The following is an 18,312-nucleotide window of genomic DNA, read 5'->3' as shown; positions in this document are numbered from 1 at the left end:
GATCCCCTGGAACACCAGTATCCATGCCCCGTGCCGATGGCTCAGGGAATGCGCGTGCCGATGCGGCTGAAATCCACTCCGCCGGCGGAACTGTCGAAATTCATCCACACCAGGAACGCCTTGCCGCGAAGCTGGCCTTCCGGAAGGGTGCCCCAGAAGCGGCTGTCGTCGCTTCTATCACGATTGTCGCCCATGACGAAATACTCGCCGGCCGGCACCGTCCACTCGCCGACGCCGTGGTTGGCGAACAGCGGGCTGTCGACTTCGAGCAGTTCGTGGCGACGCCCGCCAAGGTCCTCGGTGAGCAGGGTGGCGCCGCTCATCTCCTCGCCGCGGCCCTTGCCCACGTAGCGGCCGACGGGCTCGTACGCCACCGCGTCGCCGTTCACGAACACCGTGTTGTCGCGGTAGGCGATCCGGTCACCCGGAAGGCCCACCACGCGCTTGATCCAGTCCTGGTCGGGGTACTGCGGCGGACGGAACACCACCACGTCACCGCGCGCGGGCTCGCCGATGGCAACGACCTTGTGGTTGTTCACCGGCAGCCGCAGCCCGTAGGCGAACTTGTTGACCAGGATGAAGTCGCCGACCAGCAGCGTCGGCATCATGGAGGTCGAAGGGATGCGGAACGGCTCGGCGATGAAGCTGCGCAGCACCAGCACCACCGCGAGGATCGGGAAGAAGGCGCGCGCGTAGTCGACGACCCACGGCTCCTGTGGCTCCAGCAGGCCGGCGGCGGCCGCGCGGCGCTTGGCGAACACCAGCCTGTCGAGCAGCCAGATGAGGCCACTCAGCAGGGTCAGGAGGACCAGCCCCATCTCAAACCATTTCATCATCACGGAGCTCCCGGTGCGGCTATTTGTTGTCGACCTGGAGGACCGCGAGGAAGGCTTCCTGCGGGATCTCGACGCGTCCGACCTGCTTCATGCGCTTCTTGCCTTCCTTCTGCTTCTCGAGCAGCTTCTTCTTGCGCGAGATGTCGCCACCATAACATTTGGCCAACACGTTCTTGCGCATCGCCTTGACCGTGGTGCGGGCGATGATCTGCGAGCCGACGGCGGCCTGGATGGCCACGTCGAACATCTGCCGCGGGATGAGCTCGCGCATTTTTTCGGTGATGTCGCGGCCGCGGCGGTCGGCATGCTGGCGGTGCACGATCAGCGACAGCGCGTCGACCTTGTCGCCGTTGATCAGGGTGTCGATGCGCACGAACGGACCGGCGTCGAAGCGCAGGAACTGGTAGTCCAGCGACGCGTAGCCGCGCGACACCGACTTCAGGCGGTCGAAGAAGTCGAGCACCACTTCCGCCATCGGCAGCTCGTAGCTGATCTGCACCTGGCTGCCGAGGTAGTTGATGCCGATCTGGCTGCCGCGCTTTTCCTCGCACAGGGTGATCACGTTGCCCACGTAATCCGGCGGGGTGAGGATGTTGGCGCGGATGATCGGCTCGCGGACCTCTTCGATCAGGTTCACCGGCGGAAGCTTGGCCGGGTTGTCGAGGGTGAGGATGCTGCCGTCGGTCTTGAGTACTTCGTACACCACCGTCGGCGCGGTCGAAATGAGGTTGAGGTCGTACTCGCGCTCCAGGCGCTCCTGCACGATCTCCATGTGCAGCATGCCGAGGAAGCCGCAGCGGAAGCCGAAGCCCATGGCCTCGGAACTCTCCGGCTCGAAGCGCAGCGCGGCGTCGTTGAGGCGCAGCTTGTCGAGCGCCTCGCGCAGCGACGGGTAGTCGTCGGCATCCACCGGGAACAGGCCGGCGAACACGCGCGGCTGCATTTCCTGGAAACCCGGCAGCGGCGCCGGCGCCGGATCCGTGGCCAGGGTCAGCGTGTCGCCGACCGGCGCGCCGTGCACGTCCTTGATGGACGCGTTGATCCAGCCCACCTCGCCGGCGCGGAGCTTGGCCAGCTCCTTGCGCTTGGGCGTGAACACGCCGACCTTGTCCACCTGGTGGGTACGGCCGGTGGACATGACCAGCATCTTGTCGCCGGCCTTGATCTCGCCCTGCATCACCCGCACCAGCGACACGACGCCCAGGTAGTTGTCGAACCAGGAGTCGATGATCAGCGCCTGCAGCTTGTCGGTCTCGCGCGGCGCCGGCGGCGGGATGCGCAGCACGATGGCCTCGAGCACGTCCTCGACGTTCAAGCCGGTCTTGGCGCTGATCGCCACCGCGTCGCTGGCATCGATGCCGATCACCGCCTCGATCTCGGCCTTGGCGCGCTCGATGTCGGCGGTCGGCAGGTCGATCTTGTTGATCACCGGCACCACTTCCAGGCCCTGCTCCACCGCGGTGTAGCAGTTGGCGACCGACTGCGCCTCGACGCCCTGCGCGGCATCGACCACCAGCAGCGCGCCCTCGCAGGCAGCCAGCGAGCGGCTGACCTCGTAGCTGAAATCGACGTGGCCCGGCGTGTCGATGAAGTTCAGGAAATAGGTCTGGCCATCGCGCGCGGTGTACGGCAGCGACACCGATTGCGCCTTGATGGTGATGCCGCGCTCGCGCTCGATCGGATTGTTGTCGAGGACCTGCGTCTCCATCTCGCGCGCGGTCAGGCCGCCACAGATCTGGATGATGCGGTCGGCCAGCGTGGACTTGCCGTGGTCGACGTGGGCGATGATGGAGAAGTTGCGGATGTTCCGCATCGAATCTGGGGGCATGGGGATCGCAGGCGGGGCCGTATCGGGCCGGATGGCGTCGAACGGAACATTGTCGCACAGGGTGGCGGCGGCCCGATCCGCCCCTTCGGGGCACCTTCCCCCGCAGTGCGGGGGAAGGGTTTCACCCGAACGGCTATTCGGCGGCGGTGCGCGGGGTCACCGCGATGAACTGGGTGCCGCCACTGCGGTTGCGTACCAGCAGCATCACCGTCTGGCCGGGGCGTACCGCGGCCAGCTCGCGATCGAGGTCGGCGGGCGAACCCACGCCCTTGCGGCCCACCGAGAGCACCACGTCACCGGGCTGGATGCCCGCCGCGCGGGCGGCCAGGCCCTCGACGCGGGCAATCGCCACGCCGTCGCCGTCCGGCAGTTCGAGCTGCCGGCGTTGCGCGGCGGACAGCTCCTGGCCCACCAGCCCGAGCGGGTTGCTCGATTTCGCCGGCGCAGCACCGCCCTGCACCGGGCGGACGCTGGCAACGCCCTCGTCCAGCTCGCCCAGCGTGACCGTGACATCGCGGCTGCGCCCCTCGCGCCACACCTTCAGGGTGGCCCGGCTGCCGGGCGCCTTGGCACCGACGATCGGCGGCAGGTCGCTGGACTGGATGACGCGCGTGCCGTCGATCTCGCGGATCACGTCACCTCGCTCCAGCCCCGCCTTCTCCGCGGGACCACCGGGGACGACATCGGCCACCAGCGCGCCCAGCGTATCCGGCAGCCCCAGGCCGCTCGCGGCGTCGGTGGTGATCTGCTGCACCTGCACGCCGATCTGGCCGCGCTTGACCTGACCGGTGGTCTTCAGCTGCTCGGCGACATTCATCGCCACATCGATCGGGATCGCGAAGCTGACACCCATGTAGCCGCCCGAGTTGGAGAAGATCTGCGAGTTGATGCCCACCACCTCGCCGGCGGTGTTGAGCAGCGGCCCGCCGGAATTGCCGCGGTTGATCGCGACGTCGGTCTGGATGAAGGGCACGTAGCGCTGGTTGGCATACGGATTGGAGCGACCGACCGCGCTGATGATGCCGGCGGTGACCGACTGGTCGAGGCCGAACGGGGAGCCGATCGCCACCGCCCACTGGCCGGGCTTGAGCGCCGCGGAGTTGCCGGCGCGCAGGTACGGCAGGCTGGCGCCGGCCTTGATCTTGAGCAGGGCGACATCGGACTGCTCGTCGCCGCCCACCAGCTCGGCGGTGAACTCGCGGCGATCGGACAGCTTGACCTTGAGCTCGTCGGCCCCGGCGACCACGTGATGGTTGGTGAGCACGTAGCCGTCGGCCGAGATCAGGAACCCGGTGCCCATCGACATGCCGCGGCGACCGCCGGGATCCTGCGGCATGCCGGGGAACGGCGTACCCGGACCGAAGAAGCGCCGGAAGAACTCGGGCATCTCGTCGGGCATCTGCTGTTGCTGTTGCTGGGGGCGGGCGGCGGTCGTACCACCGCTCACGGCCTCGATGTTGACCACCGCCGGGCCGACACGCTCGACCAGCCGCGTGAAGTCGGGCAGGCCGGACACCATCGATGGCGACGGCGCGGCCGCCGGCACCGTGGCGGCACCCGACTGGGCGGTGGCGGCCGGCAGGATGACGGCGGCGGTACCGGCGGCGGTCAAGGTGACCAGGGCAAGGGCGTACACGGGGGATTTCATCGGGGATTCGGCCTCGATAAAGGGGGGGTCAACGGGAGGCCCACGGCGGCGCGCGCCGTGGGGCGTGAATCAGTCGGTGCCAGTGCCCGGCTCGGGCCTCGCGTCGCGGGCGTCGGCCCCCGGCACGACGGACTGGCGCACCGGCGAGGGTTCGACAAGGCGCGGCTGGAACGGCGCGAACGCGGCGTCGGACGGTGCCGACGGCAGGCCATAGCGCGCCGCGAACGGTTGGTTGCCGGCGGCAAGCCCCGGCAGCACCGCGCGCGGCCACGGCCGCGACGGTGCCACGGCCTGGGCGCCAAACGGGGCGCCGAAGGCGCGCGCATCCGGCAGGTCGGCCAGCAGTCCGACCGCGTCGTCCGTGGATGTCGGCCCCATTCCCGGCGTCATCGACGTGCCCGCAACCGCCCTGGCGCGGACCGGCGTGCTGGCCGCGACACGGCGGGCGGCGCGCTGCGACTGGCCACGCGAGCGCCGCTCGGCGGCACGCCGCGGCACCTCCGCGACCGCCACCGAGGTCGTCGCGGCCCAGGCGCCCTCGCTGCCTTCCGGCAGTTGGGACGCGGGTGCTTCGTTACCCGCCAGCAGGGGGCCGGGAACCGCGGTCGGCGCCGCGGTGTCGGGCACGCGCGCGAGACTGTCGCGGACCTCGCGCGCACCGGGCGGTGCGTCGATGGCCTGTGCCACCAGCTCGCCGCCGCCGGCGGTTGCCGGCAGCGGGCTGTCCGGCAGCTGCCGAGCCATGAACAGTGCGACCAGGGCCATCGAGGCCGCCAGCGCACCTCCGCCCCAGCGCACCAGGCGCGCACGCGGGCGGCGGAAGAGCGCTTGCCCGGTACCGTTGGCCGAGCCAGCGTCCGGCGCGGCGATCGCCAATGCCACGCGGCGCGAGAAATCGGCCGGCAGCAGTGCGTGGCCGTGCCCGCGCAGCACGTCGCCGCAGACCTGCCAGCGCTCCCAGCAGTCCGCCAGGTCGGTGTCGTGCTGCAGCCTGCGCAACATGAAACGCGCCTGGTCCGGCGACAGTTCGCCATCCAGCATCGCCGACAGCTGGCGGCGGTTGTGGGTGTAGAGCTTGTCCGGCGGGGCCGGTTGGAACTCCAGGTCTTCAGCGTCGTGGTTCATCGTCATGCTCTATCGCACCGCGCGTCGGGACGCGGTTTCGTTGTCCATCAGTGGCGCGAGTTCGACGTCGATCGCCTCGCGGGCCCGGAAGATCCGCGAGCGGACCGTACCGATCGGGCAATCCATGCGCTGGGCGATCTCCTCGTAGCTCAGGCCTTCGACTTCGCGCAGCGTGATCGCCGTGCGCAGCTCGTCCGGCAGGGCTTCGACCGCGCGCATCACCGTTTGTTCCAGCTGCTGGCGCATCAGTTCACGCTCCGGGGTGTCGTTGTCGCGCAGGCGGATCGCGGAATCGAAATGTTCGGCATCCTCGATTTCCACGTCGTCCGTCGGCGGGCGGCGGTTGCTGGCCACCAGGTGGTTCTTGGCGGTGTTCACGGCGATGCGGTGCAGCCAGGTATAGAACTGTGCATCGCCACGAAAACTCCCGATCGCGCGGTAGGCCCGGATGAAGGTGTCCTGGGCCACGTCCTGGCATTCGCTCCAGTCACGGATGTAGCGTCCGATGAGGGCGGCGATGCGGTGCTGGTACTTGCGCACCAGCAGGTCGAACGCCGCGGTGTCGCCCTGCTGGACGCGGCGCACGAGATCGTGATCGAGGTGTTCGGTGTCGCTTTCGGCCATGGGCCCGGCGCTCCTTCCGCCCGGCCTGCAGGCGGGGCTTGTGACCATGTGCGGCGGGAAAAGTTCCCGGCTGGCGGATGATCTGGGGCCCGCAGGCCACTGCCGCAAGGCGCGAAGTCCCAGACAAGCCGATTTGACGCGGGCTGAACGGACTCTGGATCATAGGTCCCCGCACGTACCCCAACGGATGGTTCCGAATGATTGCTGGCCTCGATGGTCTGCGCTTCAGCCACTGGCAAGCCGAAGAGCGTGCCGATGGCGTCGTGCTGCTGACGTTCGACCGCGCCGGCGAGTCGGTGAACACCTTTGCACAGGACGTGCTGGTCGAACTCGACGCGCTGCTCGAACGCCTGGCGCTCGATCCACCGAAGGCGCTGGTGCTGCGCTCCGGCAAGGCGCGCGGCTTCATCGCCGGCGCCGACATCCGCGAGTTCGCCGCGTTCGATGCCAAGGGCACCATCGGGGATTCCATCCGCCGCGGCCAACAGGCCTTCCAGCGGCTGGCCGACCTGCCCTGCCCCACGGTGGCCGCGATCCACGGCTTCTGCATGGGCGGCGGCACCGAGATCGCGCTGGCCTGCCGCTGGCGCGTGGCCAGCAACGATCCGTCCACGCGCATCGGCCTGCCCGAGGTGAAGCTCGGCATCTATCCCGGTTGGGGCGGCAGCGTGCGCCTGCCGCGGCTGGTGGGCACGCCGGCGGCGATGGACATGATGTTGACCGGCCGCACCCTGTCGGCGTCGGCGGCAAAGGGCATCGGCCTGGTCGACGAGGTGGTCGAGCCCGCGCGCCTGGTCGATGCAGCCGTCGCGCTCGCGATCGGTGGACGCGTCCGCCCGTTCAAGCAGCGCGCCACGGCCTGGCTGACCAACACCTGGCCGGCGCGCCAACTGCTGGCGCCGATGCTGGTGAAGCAGGTTGCGCGCAAGGCGCGCAAGGAGCACTACCCCGCGCCGTACGCGTTGATCGAGACCTGGCGGCGCACGGGCGGCGGCGTGCAGAAGCGCCTCGCGGCCGAGCGCAAGTCTGTGGTCAGGCTGGCCGGCACGCCCACCGCGCGCAACCTGACGCGGGTGTTCTTCCTCCAGGAACGCCTGAAGGGCATGGGCGGCAAGGACAGTGGCATCCAGCACGTGCATGTCGTCGGCGCCGGTGTGATGGGCGGCGACATCGCCGCCTGGGCGGCCTACAAGGGCTTCGACGTCACCCTGCAGGACCGCGAGCAGCCCTTCATCGACAAGGCCATGGCGCGCGCGCAAGAGCTGTTCGCGAAGAAGGTCAAGGACGCGGCCAGGCGGCCCGCGGTTGCCGCGCGCCTGAAGGCCGACCTCGCTGGCGACGGCGTGGCCACCGCGGACCTGGTGATCGAGGCCATCATCGAGCAGCCCGAAGCCAAGCGCGCGCTGTACGCCAGCGTGGAGCCACGGCTGAAAGCCGACGCGCTGCTGACCACCAACACCTCGTCGATCCCGCTCGACGAGCTGCGCGGCGGGTTGGCACAGCCGGCGCGCTTCGCCGGCCTGCACTATTTCAACCCGGTGGCGATGATGCCGCTGGTCGAGATCGTACGCCACGACGTCATGGACCCGGAGACCGAACGGCGCCTGGCGGCGTTCTGCAAGGCGATCGACAAGCTGCCGGTGCCTGTGACGGGCACCCCGGGCTTCCTGGTCAACCGCCTGCTGTTCCCGTACATGCTCGAGGCCGCGACCGCACACGCCGAGGGCATCCCGGGTGCGGTGATCGACAAGGCCGCGGTGAAGTTCGGCATGCCGATGGGTCCGATCGAGCTGATCGACACGGTGGGCCTGGACGTGGCGGTGGGCGTGGGCGCGGAGCTCGCGCCGTTCCTCGGCCTGCCGATCCCCGCCTCGCTGTCGACGCCACCCGAGGCCGGCAAGCGCGGCAAGAAGGACGGCCAGGGCCTGTACACCTGGGCCGAAGGCAAGGCGAAGAAGCCCGAGGTACCGAAGGACTACCAGGCCCCGACCGACCTCGAGGATCGCCTGATCCTGCCGCTCATCAACGAGGCGGTCGCCGCGCTGCACGACGGCGTGGTCGCCGACGCCGACCTGCTCGACGCCGGCGTGATCTTCGGGACCGGATTCGCGCCGTTCCGCGGCGGCCCGATCCAGTACGTGCGCGAGACCGGCGTCGCTGTGGTGCTCGCCCGGCTCAAGGCGCTGCAGGCGGTCCATGGCGATCGTTTCGCGCCGCGCCCGGGATGGGATGCTGCGGTGTTGCGGAGCTGAAGGACGCCTCAGCCCTTACATCCGCGACGCTGTCAGCTCGACATCCGCGTTCTGCCAGGCCGCCGCGAACCGGCGCCGGACATCGGCCGCCTCGCGCGTCTTGCGCTGCGCGTCCAGGCTCTTGGCCAGGCCGAACAGCGACCAGCCATTGCCCGGATTGCGGTGCAGTTCCTCGCGATACACCTTCTCGGCATCCGCCGCGCGCCCGGCATCGAGCAGCACCGCGCCCAGCGTGTGGCGCACCGGCGCATGCCAGCCCGGTGGTTCGTCGTAGGGAATGCCGTCCTCGATCTTCGCGCCCTCGCGCAGCGCCGCGATTGCGGTGCCATGGTCGCCACGCGACGCGGCGATCTCGGCGCTGAGCACGCGCTCGGCGATGCGGGCCGAATGCGCGAGCGGATAACGATCCCACACCATCAAGGTTTCCATCTCCGGGTCCGCGGCAAGCGGTCGCAGTGCGGCGAGATGGCGGTCGGCATCGGCTGGCCGTGACTGCCGCACCGCTGCCATGCCCTGCGCGTAGTGCCAGATCGCGGTGACGTAGGGCAGGTCCGGGGCCGGGTTGGGCGCGGCGGCGATCTCGTCCCAGCGGCCGAAGCGCACGCGCTCGAACCACGGCGTCATCCAGTAGTGCTGCAGGCCGGCGAAGCCCGGCTGGCGCATCAGCTCCGGCAGCTCGGTGCGTTCCGACGTATGGCGCGCGGCCTCGCCGGCCAGCTTGCTGCTGCCTTCCATGCTCGCGGCGAACCACAGGAAATGGTGGTTGTGCGGCACGTAGCCGAGCGGGTAGACACCCTTCACGTTGCCGCGGCAGATCGCGAGGTACGCGTCATCGGCTTCGATGGCGCGCTGGTTGGCGAGCACCGCGTCGTGCCAGCGGCCGACGCGCGCATAGATGTGCGCGGGCATGTGCACAAGGTGTCCCGAACCCGGGATAAGTTGGCGCAGGCGGTCGGCGGCCACGACGCCGCGCTGCGGATCGGCGGATGCCTCCACCGCATGCACGTACAGGTGCAGCGCGCCGGCGTGTTCGGGGTCGCGCGCGATCACCGATTCCAGCGTCTGCACCACCTCGGCGGTATGGCCCTTGGGCCGCAGTTCCTGGTCGTAGTAGTCCCATGGTTGCAGGTCCATGAGCGACTCGGCATGCAGCACCGCGGCATCGAGGTCATCCGGGCGCTGCTTCACCAGCGTGCCTGTGGCCTTGGCATAGGCCTCATCCAGCGGGCGGCGATTCTCGGGCGGCTGCGCGGCGTAGCGCGCCGCCAGCGCCTCGATGAATGCCTGCTCGCGCGCGGTCGCACTGGGCCCCAGTTCACGCGCGCGCTGCAGCCGGCTCCACGCGTCGGCATTGTCGGCCGGGTCCATGGCAGCGTTGACGTGCGGTCCGAGCACCAGCGAAGCGCCCCACCAGCACATCGCGCACGCCGGGTCGAGTTCGGTGGCCTTGAGGAAGGCGCGCTCCGCGGCGTCATGGTTGAAGCCGTATGTCAGCGCCAGGCCCTGGTCGAACCAGCGCTGCACCTCCGGATGCGTGCTGCTGACCGGGAAGCTGTAGTCGCCCAGTCCCTCCAACAGCACCGCGCCCACCATCGCCATTTCCGGGGGAGACGACCGCGGCGCATCCGCCGTGGAGGCGTGCTGGCCGCAGCCGGCACAGGCGAGGGCCAGCGCCGCTACGGCGCACGACAGGGAAACGGAGATTCGACGGTCCACGGGAGGCCTCCAGCAACGGACGACACTCACGGGACAACGCGGTGCGAAATAGCGGGCGGACAGGCCGCGCAAAGAAAAACTCGCTTTCTTCGCGCCTTCGCGCCTTCGCGAGAAAAAAGCTGTCGAAACCACCCTACATCGTGTGCGTAGGCTTTTCCGCATTCAGCGTACCGGCGAGCAGGGTCTCGATGCGACCCTTCACGTTCTCCCCCTCGGCGGTGTCGGCGAACTGCACCCCGATGCCGGCGGTGCGGTTGCCCTGCGCGCCCGGCGGCGTGACCCAGACCACCTTGCCGGCGGCCGGCAGGCGTTCGCTGGATTCAGGAAGCGTCAGCAGCACGAACACCTCGTCGCCGAGGAAGTAGCGCCGCGTGGTGGGCACGAAGATCCCGCCGTGCTTCAGGTAAGGCATGTAGGCCGCATACAGCTGCGCCTTGTCCTTGACCGCGAGGGACAGGATGCCCTGCCGCGCACCACCGGTTGCACTCATTTCGCCACTCCCCTTGCCGTGTCGCCACCCGCCGCACTGCGCCAGGACAGCAGCAGCTCGGCGACCGCGAGGTCCGCGCGCACCGTGGTGCGCAGCAGGTCCCTGGTGCGGTTGGCGGCATCGAACCAGGCCGCCAGCTTCCGGATTCGCAGCGGATCGGTCAAGCCGGCCGCTTCCGCGACCGCGATGTCCGCCGCATGCCGCAGGCGCTTGTCGGCATCGTCATCGCCGGTCCAGGCCTTGGCCACCTCGAGCGCCGACGCGTCATTGCGCGCGACCCGGCCGAGCTCGGCGGCCACCGCCCTGCGCAGCGCCATGCCACCGTCGCGCAGCCAGGCATCGGCAAGACCGGGATGGCCGCGTGCCGCTGCGAGCGCTTCGACCGCAGCGGCGGCGGGATGGCCCTGCGCCTGCAACCATGTCGCGGCCTCGTCAGCGGGCGGCAGGCGGAACTCGAGGCGCTGGCAGCGGCTGCGGATCGTCGCCGGCAGGCGCGCGGGATTGTCGGTGATGAGCCAGAGGTAGCGCCCTGGCACGGGCTCCTCAAGCGTCTTCAGCAGCGCGTTGGCGGCCGCCTCGTTCATGGCGTCGGCCGGTTCGATGATCGCGACCTTGGCGCTGCCGTACTGCGGTGTCGTCGACAGGCGCTCGGAGAGTTCACGCACCTGGTCGACCGAGATCTGCGTCAGCTGCCGTTGCGGCGACGGCGTGAAGCGCCACGCATAGCCGACGAACACCGCATCGGGATGCGCGGGATGGCCGAACGGATGCGCGAGCGCCTTGTCGGGACGCTCCTCAAGCGGATCCTTCTGGCTGCGCGACAGGTACAGCCGGCACGCGCGGCAGGCGCCACAGGGGCGCAGGCCGGTGTCGGGCGCCAGGCACAGCACGCGCTGCGCCAGCTGCTCGGCGACGCGCCGCTTGCCCAACCGCGCCGGGCCGCAGAACAGCAGCGCGTGCCCCATGCGCCCGGCATCGATCGCGCCCGCGGCGTGGTCGTGCACGCGCTGCTGCCAGGGCGCCATGGCGTCGGTCGGCATCATGCGCCGCCTCGCCATTCGCGCAGGCGCGCGACAGCATCTGCCGCCACGGTGCCTGCAGCGCGCGAAGCGTCGATGACGCGAAATCGCACCGGATCGCCCGCGGCGCGTGCCAGGAACGCGGCGCGCACGCGCTCGAAGAACTCGTCGCGCTCGCGCTCGATGCGGTCCGGCTGCGGGTCGCGGCCGCGGGTGCGGGCGCGCCCCTGGGCGACGTCCAGATCGAGCAGCAAGGTCAGGCCCGGACGCAGGCCGACTACGCCGCGCTCGAGCGTTTCGATGAGCGCGGGATCGAGCCCGCGGCCGCCGCCCTGGTAGGCGAAGCTGGAATCGGTGAAGCGGTCGCACAGCACCCAGGCGCCGCGTGCGAGCGCCGGGTTGATGACCTCGCGCACGTGCTGCGCGCGCGCCGCGAACATCAGCAGCAGCTCGGTCTCGGCCGCCGGTGGCTCGTGCCCGGGCGACAGCAGCAGATCGCGGATCATCTCGGCCAGCGGCGTGCCGCCGGGTTCGCGGGTCACCAGCACCTCGTCGCCGCGCGCGGCCAGTTCGGCCTGCAGCGCAGCCAGCACCGTGGTCTTGCCCGCGCCCTCCCCGCCCTCCAGCGAGACCAGCCGCGGATGCATCGGCACCGCGTTCATCGCGGCGCGTGCTGCTGGCGGTAGCGGCGCACGTACTCGCGCACCGCCGTGTTGTGCGCGTCCAGCGACGGCGAGAAGACATGCCGGCCGCTGCCATCGCCAACGGCGACGAAGTAGAGGTCATCGCCCTCGGCGGGCTGCGTGGCGGCGCGCAGCGCATCGCGCCCGGCCATCGCGATCGGCGTCGGCGGCAGGCCGTCGCGGGTATAGGTGTTGTACGGCGTATCGGCGAGCAGGTCGGCGCGGCGGATGTTGCCCGCATAGTTGCTGCCCATGCCGTAGATCACCGTGGGATCGGTCTGCAGTCGCATGCCGATGCGCAGGCGGCGGGTGAACACGCCGGCGATGCGCGCGCGCTCTTCGGCGATGCCGGTTTCCTTCTCCACGATCGACGCCAGCACCAGTGCTTCGTCCTTCGACGAGATCGGCAGGTCGGGGGCGCGTGCTTCCCAGGCGGCGTCAAGCGCGCTGTCGAGGTCGGCTGCCGCGCGCCTCAGCAGGTCGAGGTCGGTGTCGCCGGTGGTGTAGGCGTAGGTCTCGGGCAGGAAGCGGCCTTCCGGGTGCACGCCGTCGCGTCCCAGCGCCGCCATCAGCGCGGCATCGTCGAGCTCGTGCAGCGTCTGCACCAGCGGCGTGGCGCGCGCCAGCGCCGCGCGCAGCTCGCGGATGTTCCATCCTTCGACAATGGTCACGCGGTGGTGCACCACCTTGCCGTCGCGCATCCGCAGCAGCAGCTGCGAGGGCGTGATGCCCGGTTCCAGTGCGTACTCGCCGACCTGGATGCGGTCGCCGGCACCCAGCTGGCGGGCAAGCAGCCGCCACTCGATGTCGCTGCCCGCGGCCTTGCCCTGCCCGCGCAGGCGGGTGACCACCCGGCGCAGGGAATCGCCGCGCTCGACCACCAGGCTGTCGCCGTCCTCGACACCCGGCAACGGCGCCGACGCGAAGCTCGTGTAGTGGGTCCAGCCCCAGTACGCCGCGCCGCCGATCACCAGCGCGGACAGCAGGAACAGGGCCAGTGCGATGCGCTTCAGCGCCGACCAGGCACTCATGCGGCGGGACCCGCGGGGATGATGGCAAGCATGGCCTCAGGATACCTTGCCGACTGCATCGCCGGTCAGGCCAAGCGCCTGCAGCATGCCGCGCGCCTTGGCGCGGGTTTCGTCGAGTTCATGCGCCGGATCCGAATCGGCCACGATGCCGGCGCCGGTGCGGAAACGCAGCTGGGCGCCCGCGACTTCGGCGCTGCGGATCAGGATGTTGAGGTCGAGGTCGCCGTCGCGGTTCAACCAGCCCATCGCGCCGGTGTACGCACCGCGGCCGACACCCTCGAGTTCCGCGATCACCTGCATGCAGCGTACCTTGGGCGCCCCGGTGATCGTGCCGCCGGGGAACACCGCGCGCAGCACAGCGCCGGGCGTTGCATCCGCACGCAGCCGGCCACGCACGTTGCTGACGATGTGGTGCACGTGCGCATAGCTTTCCACCACCATCAGCTCGTCGACTTCGACGCTGCCCGCCTGGCAGACGCGGCCGAGGTCGTTGCGTTCGAGGTCCACCAGCATCACGTGCTCGGCGCGCTCCTTGGCGTGCCCGACCAGCTCGCGGATGCGTCCCGCGTCGTCGTCACCGGCCAGCCGCGGCCGGGTGCCGGCGATCGGGCGCGTCTCCACGACGTCACCGCGTACCGACACCAGGCGCTCGGGCGAGGCACTGACCACCGCACCGGCATCGCCCAGGTCGAACAGGCCGGCGAACGGCGCGGGATTGGCGAGGCGCAGGCGCTGGTACAGCGCCGCGGGCTCGAGCGGGGCGTCGAAGCGCACGTCCCAGCCGCGCGACAGGTTGACCTGGAACACGTCGCCGGCACGGATGTAGTCGAGCGCACGCGCGACGCCGTGGAGATAGGTTTCCCCCAGATCTTCTTCGCAGGCGATCACGCCCGGCCATCCGGGCGGCGGCGGCGCGGCGGCGGACATCGCGTCGGCGACAATCGCCTCGAGCAGCGCCTCGTACCCGCGCTCGGCCACCGCCACCACCTCGCCGCTGGCGCGGTCGCGCAGGACCGCGCCAGGACAGCGGCAGGCGACCGCAACCGGCAGCATGCCTTCCGCGGCGGGCAGCGACAGCACGGGTTCGACTTCCGCCGCCAGCTCGTAGCCCAGCAGCAGTGCCCAGCCGCCGCGGAACGGCCACAGCGGCTCTTCGCGCGGCAGGCGCAGCGCCTGCCAGTCGGCATCGAGTGCGGCAAGGAAATTCGCGCCCGCGACACTGCCGTCCTCGCGCACGCTGCGGCCGTCACGCCCCAGGCTGATGCGGGCGCCGTCGGAGGCGAGCAGCATGTCCCAGCGCCCCTGCGCAGTGCCGGAGGCGACCGACTCAAGCAACAGCGGGAAACGCGCGGGCGCGCGCCGCTGCAGCGCCAGCAGGTCGACGCCGGATGGCAGGGAGCGGATGGTCAGCATGCAGGCAGGCCGCTGCCGCCGCGGAGGCGGCGGCGATGCGTCAGATGCGGCGGAAGACCAGGCTGCCGTTGGTGCCGCCGAAGCCGAAGGAGTTGGACATGGCAATGTCCACCTGCTGCTGGCGCGCGGTATGCGGCACGTAGTCGAGGTCACAGCCCGGCGAGGGATTGTGGAGGTTGATGGTCGGCGGAATGACCCCCGTGTGCAGGGCCATCGCCGAGAACACCGCCTCCACGCCACCGGCCGCACCGAGCAGGTGCCCGGTCATCGACTTGGTGGAGCTCACCATGACCTTGCGTGCGTGCCCGCCGAGCACGCTCTTGATGCCCATGGTCTCCGCCAGGTCGCCGGCCGGGGTGGAGGTGCCGTGGGCGTTGATGTAGCCGAGCGCGGACGGATCGATGCCCGCGTCGCTGATCGCCGCACGCATGCAACGCGCGCCGCCGCTGCCGCTCTCGCTGGGCGCAGTCATGTGGTACGCGTCGCCGCTCATGCCGAAGCCGGCAAGTTCGGCATAGATCCGCGCGCCGCGGGCCTTGGCCCGTTCGTATTCCTCGATCACCAGGATGCCGGCGCCGTCGCCCATGACGAAGCCGTCGCGGCCCTCGTCCCAGGGGCGGGACGCCGCGGCGGGATCGTCGTTGCGGGTGGACAGCGCCTTCATCGCGCAGAAGCCGCCGAGCGACGTCGGCGTGGTGGCGTACTCGGCGCCGCCGGCGATCATCACGTCGGCATCGCCGTACTGGATCATGCGCATCGCCAGGCCGATGTTGTGCGTCGCCGTGGTGCAGGCGGTGACGGCGGCGATGTTGGGGCCCTGCGCGCCGGTCATGATCGAAACCTGGCCGGCGATCATGTTGATGATGGTGCTCGGCACGTAGAACGGCGAGATCTTGCGCGCGCCGCCCTCGGCGTACTTGAGCGTGGTTTCCTCGATGCCCTTGAGCCCGCCGATGCCGGCGCCGATGGCCACGCCGATGCGCTCGGGATCGGCCGCCACGTCGAGCCCCGCGTCGGCGATCGCCATCAGCGCCGCGGCCACGCCGTAGTGCACGAACGGGTCCATCTTCTTGACGTCCTTGGGCGCGATCCACTGCGTCGGGTCGAAGCCCCTGACCTCGCCGGCGATGCGCGTGGCGAAGCCCGACGCGTCGAAGTTGGTGATCGGGCCGATGCCCGAACGCCCGTCAACGATGCCCTGCCAGGACGAGGCCAGGTCATTGCCCAGCGGCGACAGGATGCCGAGGCCGGAGATGACGACGCGACGCTTGGACATGTGGACTCCTGGACGGTTGCGCGCGCCGCCAACCGGCGCGCCGAAAACGCCCGAGGCCGCATCAGCGGCCCCGGGTTGTCACGCTGCGGCCAAGGGCCGCACTGGACGCATCAGGCCTTGACGTGGGCCTTGATGTAATCGATGGCCTGCTGCACCGAAGTGATCTTCTCGGCTTCCTCGTCCGGGATCTCGCACTCGAACTCTTCTTCGAGGGCCATCACCAGCTCGACGGTGTCGAGGGAGTCGGCTCCAAGGTCGTCGACGAAGGAGGCGCTGGTGCTGACCTCGTCTTCCTTGACGCCCAGTTGTTCGACGACGATTTTCTTGACGCGTTCTTCGATGCTGCTCATGGGTATTCGGCTCCGGTGGAGGCAGTTGCGGTGGATAGTGTAAGGGAAACGGGTGGGACGTTGCGCGGTGTCACGGCATGTACATGCCGCCATTGACGTGCAGGGTTTCGCCGGTGATATAGCTTGCGCCCGGCCCGGCCAGGAATGCGACCGCACGGGCGATATCGGCCGCCTCGCCCAGGCGACCCAGTGCGATCTGGCCGACCAGGGCTTCCTTGGACGCTTCAGGCAGGTCGCGGGTCATGTCGGTGGCGATGAAGCCCGGCGCGACCACGTTCACGGTCACGCCGCGGCTGCCGATCTCCTTCGCCAGCGACTTGCTGAACGCGATCACCCCGGCCTTGGCGGCGGCGTAGTTGGCCTGCCCGGCGTTGCCGGTCACCCCGACCACCGAGGCGATGTTGATGATGCGGCCGCGGCGCGCCTTCATCATCGCGCGCATCACGGCTTTCGAGGCGCGGTAGACGCTGGTGAGGTTGGTGTCGAGGATGGCCTGCCAGTCCTCGTCCTTCATGCGCATCAGCAGGTTGTCGCGGGTGATGCCGGCATTGTTCACCAGGATCGAGATCGCGCCGACCTCCTTGGCGATCGAATCGACCAGCGCCTCGATGTCACCCGGAACCGACACGTCCAGCACGCGGCCTTGGCCGCCTTGCTCCGCCAAGCGCGCGGCGATCGCCTGCGCGCCCGCCTCGCTGGTCGCGGTGCCGACGACCGTGGCGCCCATGGCGGCCAGCTGGTCGGCGATCGCCGCGCCGATGCCGCGGCTCGCGCCGGTCACCAGCGCGACCTCGCCCTTCAATTCCTGTGTCATACGTCGTTGCCTGTATCAGTAAGAGCGTTTTTTGCCACGGATTGACGCGAATGAACGCGGATCAAGCATTCGCAGACAAGACACGGCTTCGTCTTTGCCCTATCCGCGTTCATCCGCGCAGATCCGTGGCAAAGGAATCAGCTTTTCTTCCATTCCGCCAAGGCGGCATCAAAGTCGTCCGGGGTACCGAGCGCGCGCGCGTCCAGTGACTTGTCGATGCGCCTGGCCAGTCCGGTGAGGACCTTGCCGGGGCCGCATTCGCCGACGCGGGTGACGCCGCGGCCGGCCAGCGCCTGGACGCAGGAGGTCCATTGCACCGGCAGGTACAGCTGGCGCACCAGCGCGTCGCGGATCGCCTGCACGCCGTCATGCACCTCGGCGTCGACGTTCTGCACCACGGGCAATGCCGGGGCGCTCCACGCCAGTCCGGACATGGCTTCGGACAGGCGGTTGGCGGCTTCGCGCATCAGCGGCGTATGCGACGGCACGCTGACGGCCAGCTTCACCACCTTGCGCACGCCCTTGGCCGCAAGCAGTTCCAGCGCGCGGTCCACCGCGGCCGCATGCCCGCCGATGACGATCTGCCCCGGCGAGTTGAAGTTGGCCGGCACCACCACGCCGGCCTCGCCTGAAGCCTCGACGCAGGTGTCCTGCACCAGCGCGTCGTCGGCACCGATCACGGCCGCCATCGCGCCGGTGCCGGCGGGTGCCGCGTCCTGCATCAACTGGCCACGCAGGCGCACGAGCTTCGCGCCGTCCGCCAGCGACAGCGCGCCCGCGGCGACCAGCGCGGCGTATTCGCCCAGGCTGTGGCCGGCAAGCAGCGTCGGCGCTTCGCCACCCTGCGCCTGCCACGCGCGCCACACGGCGATACCCGCCGCCAGCAGCGCGGGCTGGGTGAATTCCGTGTGGTTGAGCGAGCTGTCGTCGGCATCCTGCGCCAGCGCCCAGAGATCGACGCCGGCGCCGTCCGAAGCTTCGGCAAACGCGTCGCGCACCACGGTGCCGCGCGCGGCGAGGCCGGCGAGCATGCCGGGGGCCTGTGAGCCCTGTCCTGGAAACACGAAAGCAAGCTGGGATGCGGTCAAGCGTACGGTCCGATTCAAAAGCCGGGGGATGATAAGCGTGAACGCCCCGGTCCGTCTGTACCCGCCCGTACTGACCCGGCTGCGCGACCGCCATCCCTCACCTGCCTGGTCCGGATCCG

The 18,312-nt window shown here is 70.0% G+C and carries 16 protein-coding genes; 1 reads left to right on the top strand and 15 read right to left on the bottom strand.

Annotated features, from left to right (window positions below):
- Nucleotides 1-41: 41 nt before the first annotated feature.
- The 5 genes from lepB to rpoE all read right to left on the bottom strand — a co-directional run bounded on the left by lepB (nucleotide 42) and on the right by rpoE (nucleotide 6,061).
- Nucleotides 42-833: a signal peptidase I gene (gene lepB / locus H5368_RS00615; protein ID WP_182823622.1), complete on the bottom strand. Its 792-nt coding sequence runs from the start codon at nucleotides 831-833 to the stop codon at nucleotides 42-44.
- A gap of 22 nt (nucleotides 834-855) precedes the next feature.
- A complete protein-coding gene (lepA, locus tag H5368_RS00610) occupies nucleotides 856-2,649 on the bottom strand; it encodes a translation elongation factor 4 (protein WP_182820486.1) in 1,794 nt (597 codons plus the stop codon).
- A 148-nt stretch (nucleotides 2,650-2,797) separates the two neighbouring features.
- On the bottom strand, nucleotides 2,798-4,312 hold the full coding sequence (locus H5368_RS00605) for a DegQ family serine endoprotease (RefSeq protein ID WP_182820485.1): 1,515 nt from the start codon (nucleotides 4,310-4,312) through the stop codon (nucleotides 2,798-2,800).
- A 69-nt stretch (nucleotides 4,313-4,381) separates the two neighbouring features.
- Nucleotides 4,382-5,437: a sigma-E factor negative regulatory protein gene (locus H5368_RS00600; protein ID WP_182820484.1), complete on the bottom strand. Its 1,056-nt coding sequence runs from the start codon at nucleotides 5,435-5,437 to the stop codon at nucleotides 4,382-4,384.
- Between the two features lie 9 nt (nucleotides 5,438-5,446).
- The gene (gene rpoE / locus H5368_RS00595; RefSeq protein WP_182820483.1) at nucleotides 5,447-6,061 is read right to left on the bottom strand and encodes an RNA polymerase sigma factor RpoE; all 615 of its coding nucleotides are present in this window, start codon (nucleotides 6,059-6,061) and stop codon (nucleotides 5,447-5,449) included.
- A 197-nt stretch (nucleotides 6,062-6,258) separates the two neighbouring features.
- Between rpoE and H5368_RS00590 the strand changes: the two genes are divergently transcribed.
- A complete protein-coding gene (locus H5368_RS00590) occupies nucleotides 6,259-8,313 on the top strand; it encodes a 3-hydroxyacyl-CoA dehydrogenase NAD-binding domain-containing protein (RefSeq protein WP_182820482.1) in 2,055 nt (684 codons plus the stop codon).
- A gap of 15 nt (nucleotides 8,314-8,328) precedes the next feature.
- Here the strand turns inward: H5368_RS00590 and H5368_RS00585 are convergent, their stop codons facing one another.
- The 10 genes from H5368_RS00585 to fabD all read right to left on the bottom strand — a co-directional run bounded on the left by H5368_RS00585 (nucleotide 8,329) and on the right by fabD (nucleotide 18,193).
- A complete protein-coding gene (locus H5368_RS00585; protein WP_182820481.1) occupies nucleotides 8,329-10,029 on the bottom strand; it encodes a hypothetical protein in 1,701 nt (566 codons plus the stop codon).
- Between the two features lie 133 nt (nucleotides 10,030-10,162).
- The gene (locus H5368_RS00580) at nucleotides 10,163-10,519 is read right to left on the bottom strand and encodes a PilZ domain-containing protein (protein WP_182820480.1); all 357 of its coding nucleotides are present in this window, start codon (nucleotides 10,517-10,519) and stop codon (nucleotides 10,163-10,165) included.
- Nucleotides 10,516-11,562 (bottom strand): DNA polymerase III subunit delta', encoded by a 1,047-nt coding sequence (locus H5368_RS00575; RefSeq protein ID WP_182820479.1) that lies wholly within the window; start codon nucleotides 11,560-11,562, stop codon nucleotides 10,516-10,518. The genes H5368_RS00580 and H5368_RS00575 overlap by 4 nt, the downstream gene beginning before the upstream one ends.
- Complete coding sequence (gene tmk, locus H5368_RS00570; RefSeq protein WP_255486264.1) at nucleotides 11,559-12,200, bottom strand: dTMP kinase; 642 nt, start codon at nucleotides 12,198-12,200, stop codon at nucleotides 11,559-11,561. The genes H5368_RS00575 and tmk overlap by 4 nt, the downstream gene beginning before the upstream one ends.
- Complete coding sequence (gene mltG / locus H5368_RS00565; RefSeq protein WP_182820478.1) at nucleotides 12,197-13,252, bottom strand: endolytic transglycosylase MltG; 1,056 nt, start codon at nucleotides 13,250-13,252, stop codon at nucleotides 12,197-12,199. Before mltG ends, tmk begins: the two co-directional genes overlap by 4 nt.
- A 36-nt stretch (nucleotides 13,253-13,288) precedes the next feature.
- Nucleotides 13,289-14,665, bottom strand: a complete 1,377-nt coding sequence (locus tag H5368_RS00560; RefSeq protein ID WP_182820477.1) for an aminodeoxychorismate synthase component I — start codon at nucleotides 14,663-14,665, stop codon at nucleotides 13,289-13,291.
- A gap of 40 nt (nucleotides 14,666-14,705) precedes the next feature.
- Nucleotides 14,706-15,941 carry a beta-ketoacyl-ACP synthase II gene (gene fabF / locus H5368_RS00555; protein WP_182820476.1) on the bottom strand — a complete coding sequence of 412 codons (1,236 nt, stop codon included), beginning with the start codon at nucleotides 15,939-15,941 and terminating at the stop codon, nucleotides 14,706-14,708.
- A gap of 110 nt (nucleotides 15,942-16,051) precedes the next feature.
- Complete coding sequence (gene acpP / locus H5368_RS00550; RefSeq protein WP_182820475.1) at nucleotides 16,052-16,291, bottom strand: acyl carrier protein; 240 nt, start codon at nucleotides 16,289-16,291, stop codon at nucleotides 16,052-16,054.
- Nucleotides 16,292-16,361: 70 nt separating this feature from the next.
- Nucleotides 16,362-17,105 (bottom strand): 3-oxoacyl-ACP reductase FabG, encoded by a 744-nt coding sequence (gene fabG / locus H5368_RS00545; protein WP_182820474.1) that lies wholly within the window; start codon nucleotides 17,103-17,105, stop codon nucleotides 16,362-16,364.
- 137 nt (nucleotides 17,106-17,242) lie between these two features.
- Complete coding sequence (gene fabD, locus H5368_RS00540; RefSeq protein WP_182820473.1) at nucleotides 17,243-18,193, bottom strand: ACP S-malonyltransferase; 951 nt, start codon at nucleotides 18,191-18,193, stop codon at nucleotides 17,243-17,245.
- Between the last annotated feature and the right edge of the window lie 119 nt (nucleotides 18,194-18,312).

The organism is Luteimonas sp. MC1782 (assembly GCF_014164605.1).
Classification (GTDB): domain Bacteria; phylum Pseudomonadota; class Gammaproteobacteria; order Xanthomonadales; family Xanthomonadaceae; genus Luteimonas.
This window is presented reverse-complemented; position numbering and strand designations above follow the sequence as displayed.

Excerpts from the sequence above, each read along its gene's own strand:
- lepB (WP_182823622.1), bottom strand. The coding sequence starts at position 833 with ATGAAATGGTTTGAGATGGGGCTGGTCCTCCTGACCCTGCTGAGTGGC.
- lepA (WP_182820486.1), bottom strand. The coding sequence starts at position 2,649 with ATGCGGAACATCCGCAACTTCTCCATCATCGCCCACGTCGACCACGGC.
- H5368_RS00605 (WP_182820485.1), bottom strand. The coding sequence starts at position 4,312 with ATGAAATCCCCCGTGTACGCCCTTGCCCTGGTCACCTTGACCGCCGCC.
- H5368_RS00600 (WP_182820484.1), bottom strand. The coding sequence starts at position 5,437 with ATGAACCACGACGCTGAAGACCTGGAGTTCCAACCGGCCCCGCCGGAC.
- rpoE (WP_182820483.1), bottom strand. The coding sequence starts at position 6,061 with ATGGCCGAAAGCGACACCGAACACCTCGATCACGATCTCGTGCGCCGC.
- H5368_RS00590 (WP_182820482.1), top strand. The coding sequence starts at position 6,259 with ATGATTGCTGGCCTCGATGGTCTGCGCTTCAGCCACTGGCAAGCCGAA.
- H5368_RS00580 (WP_182820480.1), bottom strand. The coding sequence starts at position 10,519 with ATGAGTGCAACCGGTGGTGCGCGGCAGGGCATCCTGTCCCTCGCGGTC.
- H5368_RS00575 (WP_182820479.1), bottom strand. The coding sequence starts at position 11,562 with ATGATGCCGACCGACGCCATGGCGCCCTGGCAGCAGCGCGTGCACGAC.
- tmk (WP_255486264.1), bottom strand. The coding sequence starts at position 12,200 with ATGAACGCGGTGCCGATGCATCCGCGGCTGGTCTCGCTGGAGGGCGGG.
- mltG (WP_182820478.1), bottom strand. The coding sequence starts at position 13,252 with ATGAGTGCCTGGTCGGCGCTGAAGCGCATCGCACTGGCCCTGTTCCTG.
- H5368_RS00560 (WP_182820477.1), bottom strand. The coding sequence starts at position 14,665 with ATGCTGACCATCCGCTCCCTGCCATCCGGCGTCGACCTGCTGGCGCTG.
- fabF (WP_182820476.1), bottom strand. The coding sequence starts at position 15,941 with ATGTCCAAGCGTCGCGTCGTCATCTCCGGCCTCGGCATCCTGTCGCCG.
- acpP (WP_182820475.1), bottom strand. The coding sequence starts at position 16,291 with ATGAGCAGCATCGAAGAACGCGTCAAGAAAATCGTCGTCGAACAACTG.
- fabG (WP_182820474.1), bottom strand. The coding sequence starts at position 17,105 with ATGACACAGGAATTGAAGGGCGAGGTCGCGCTGGTGACCGGCGCGAGC.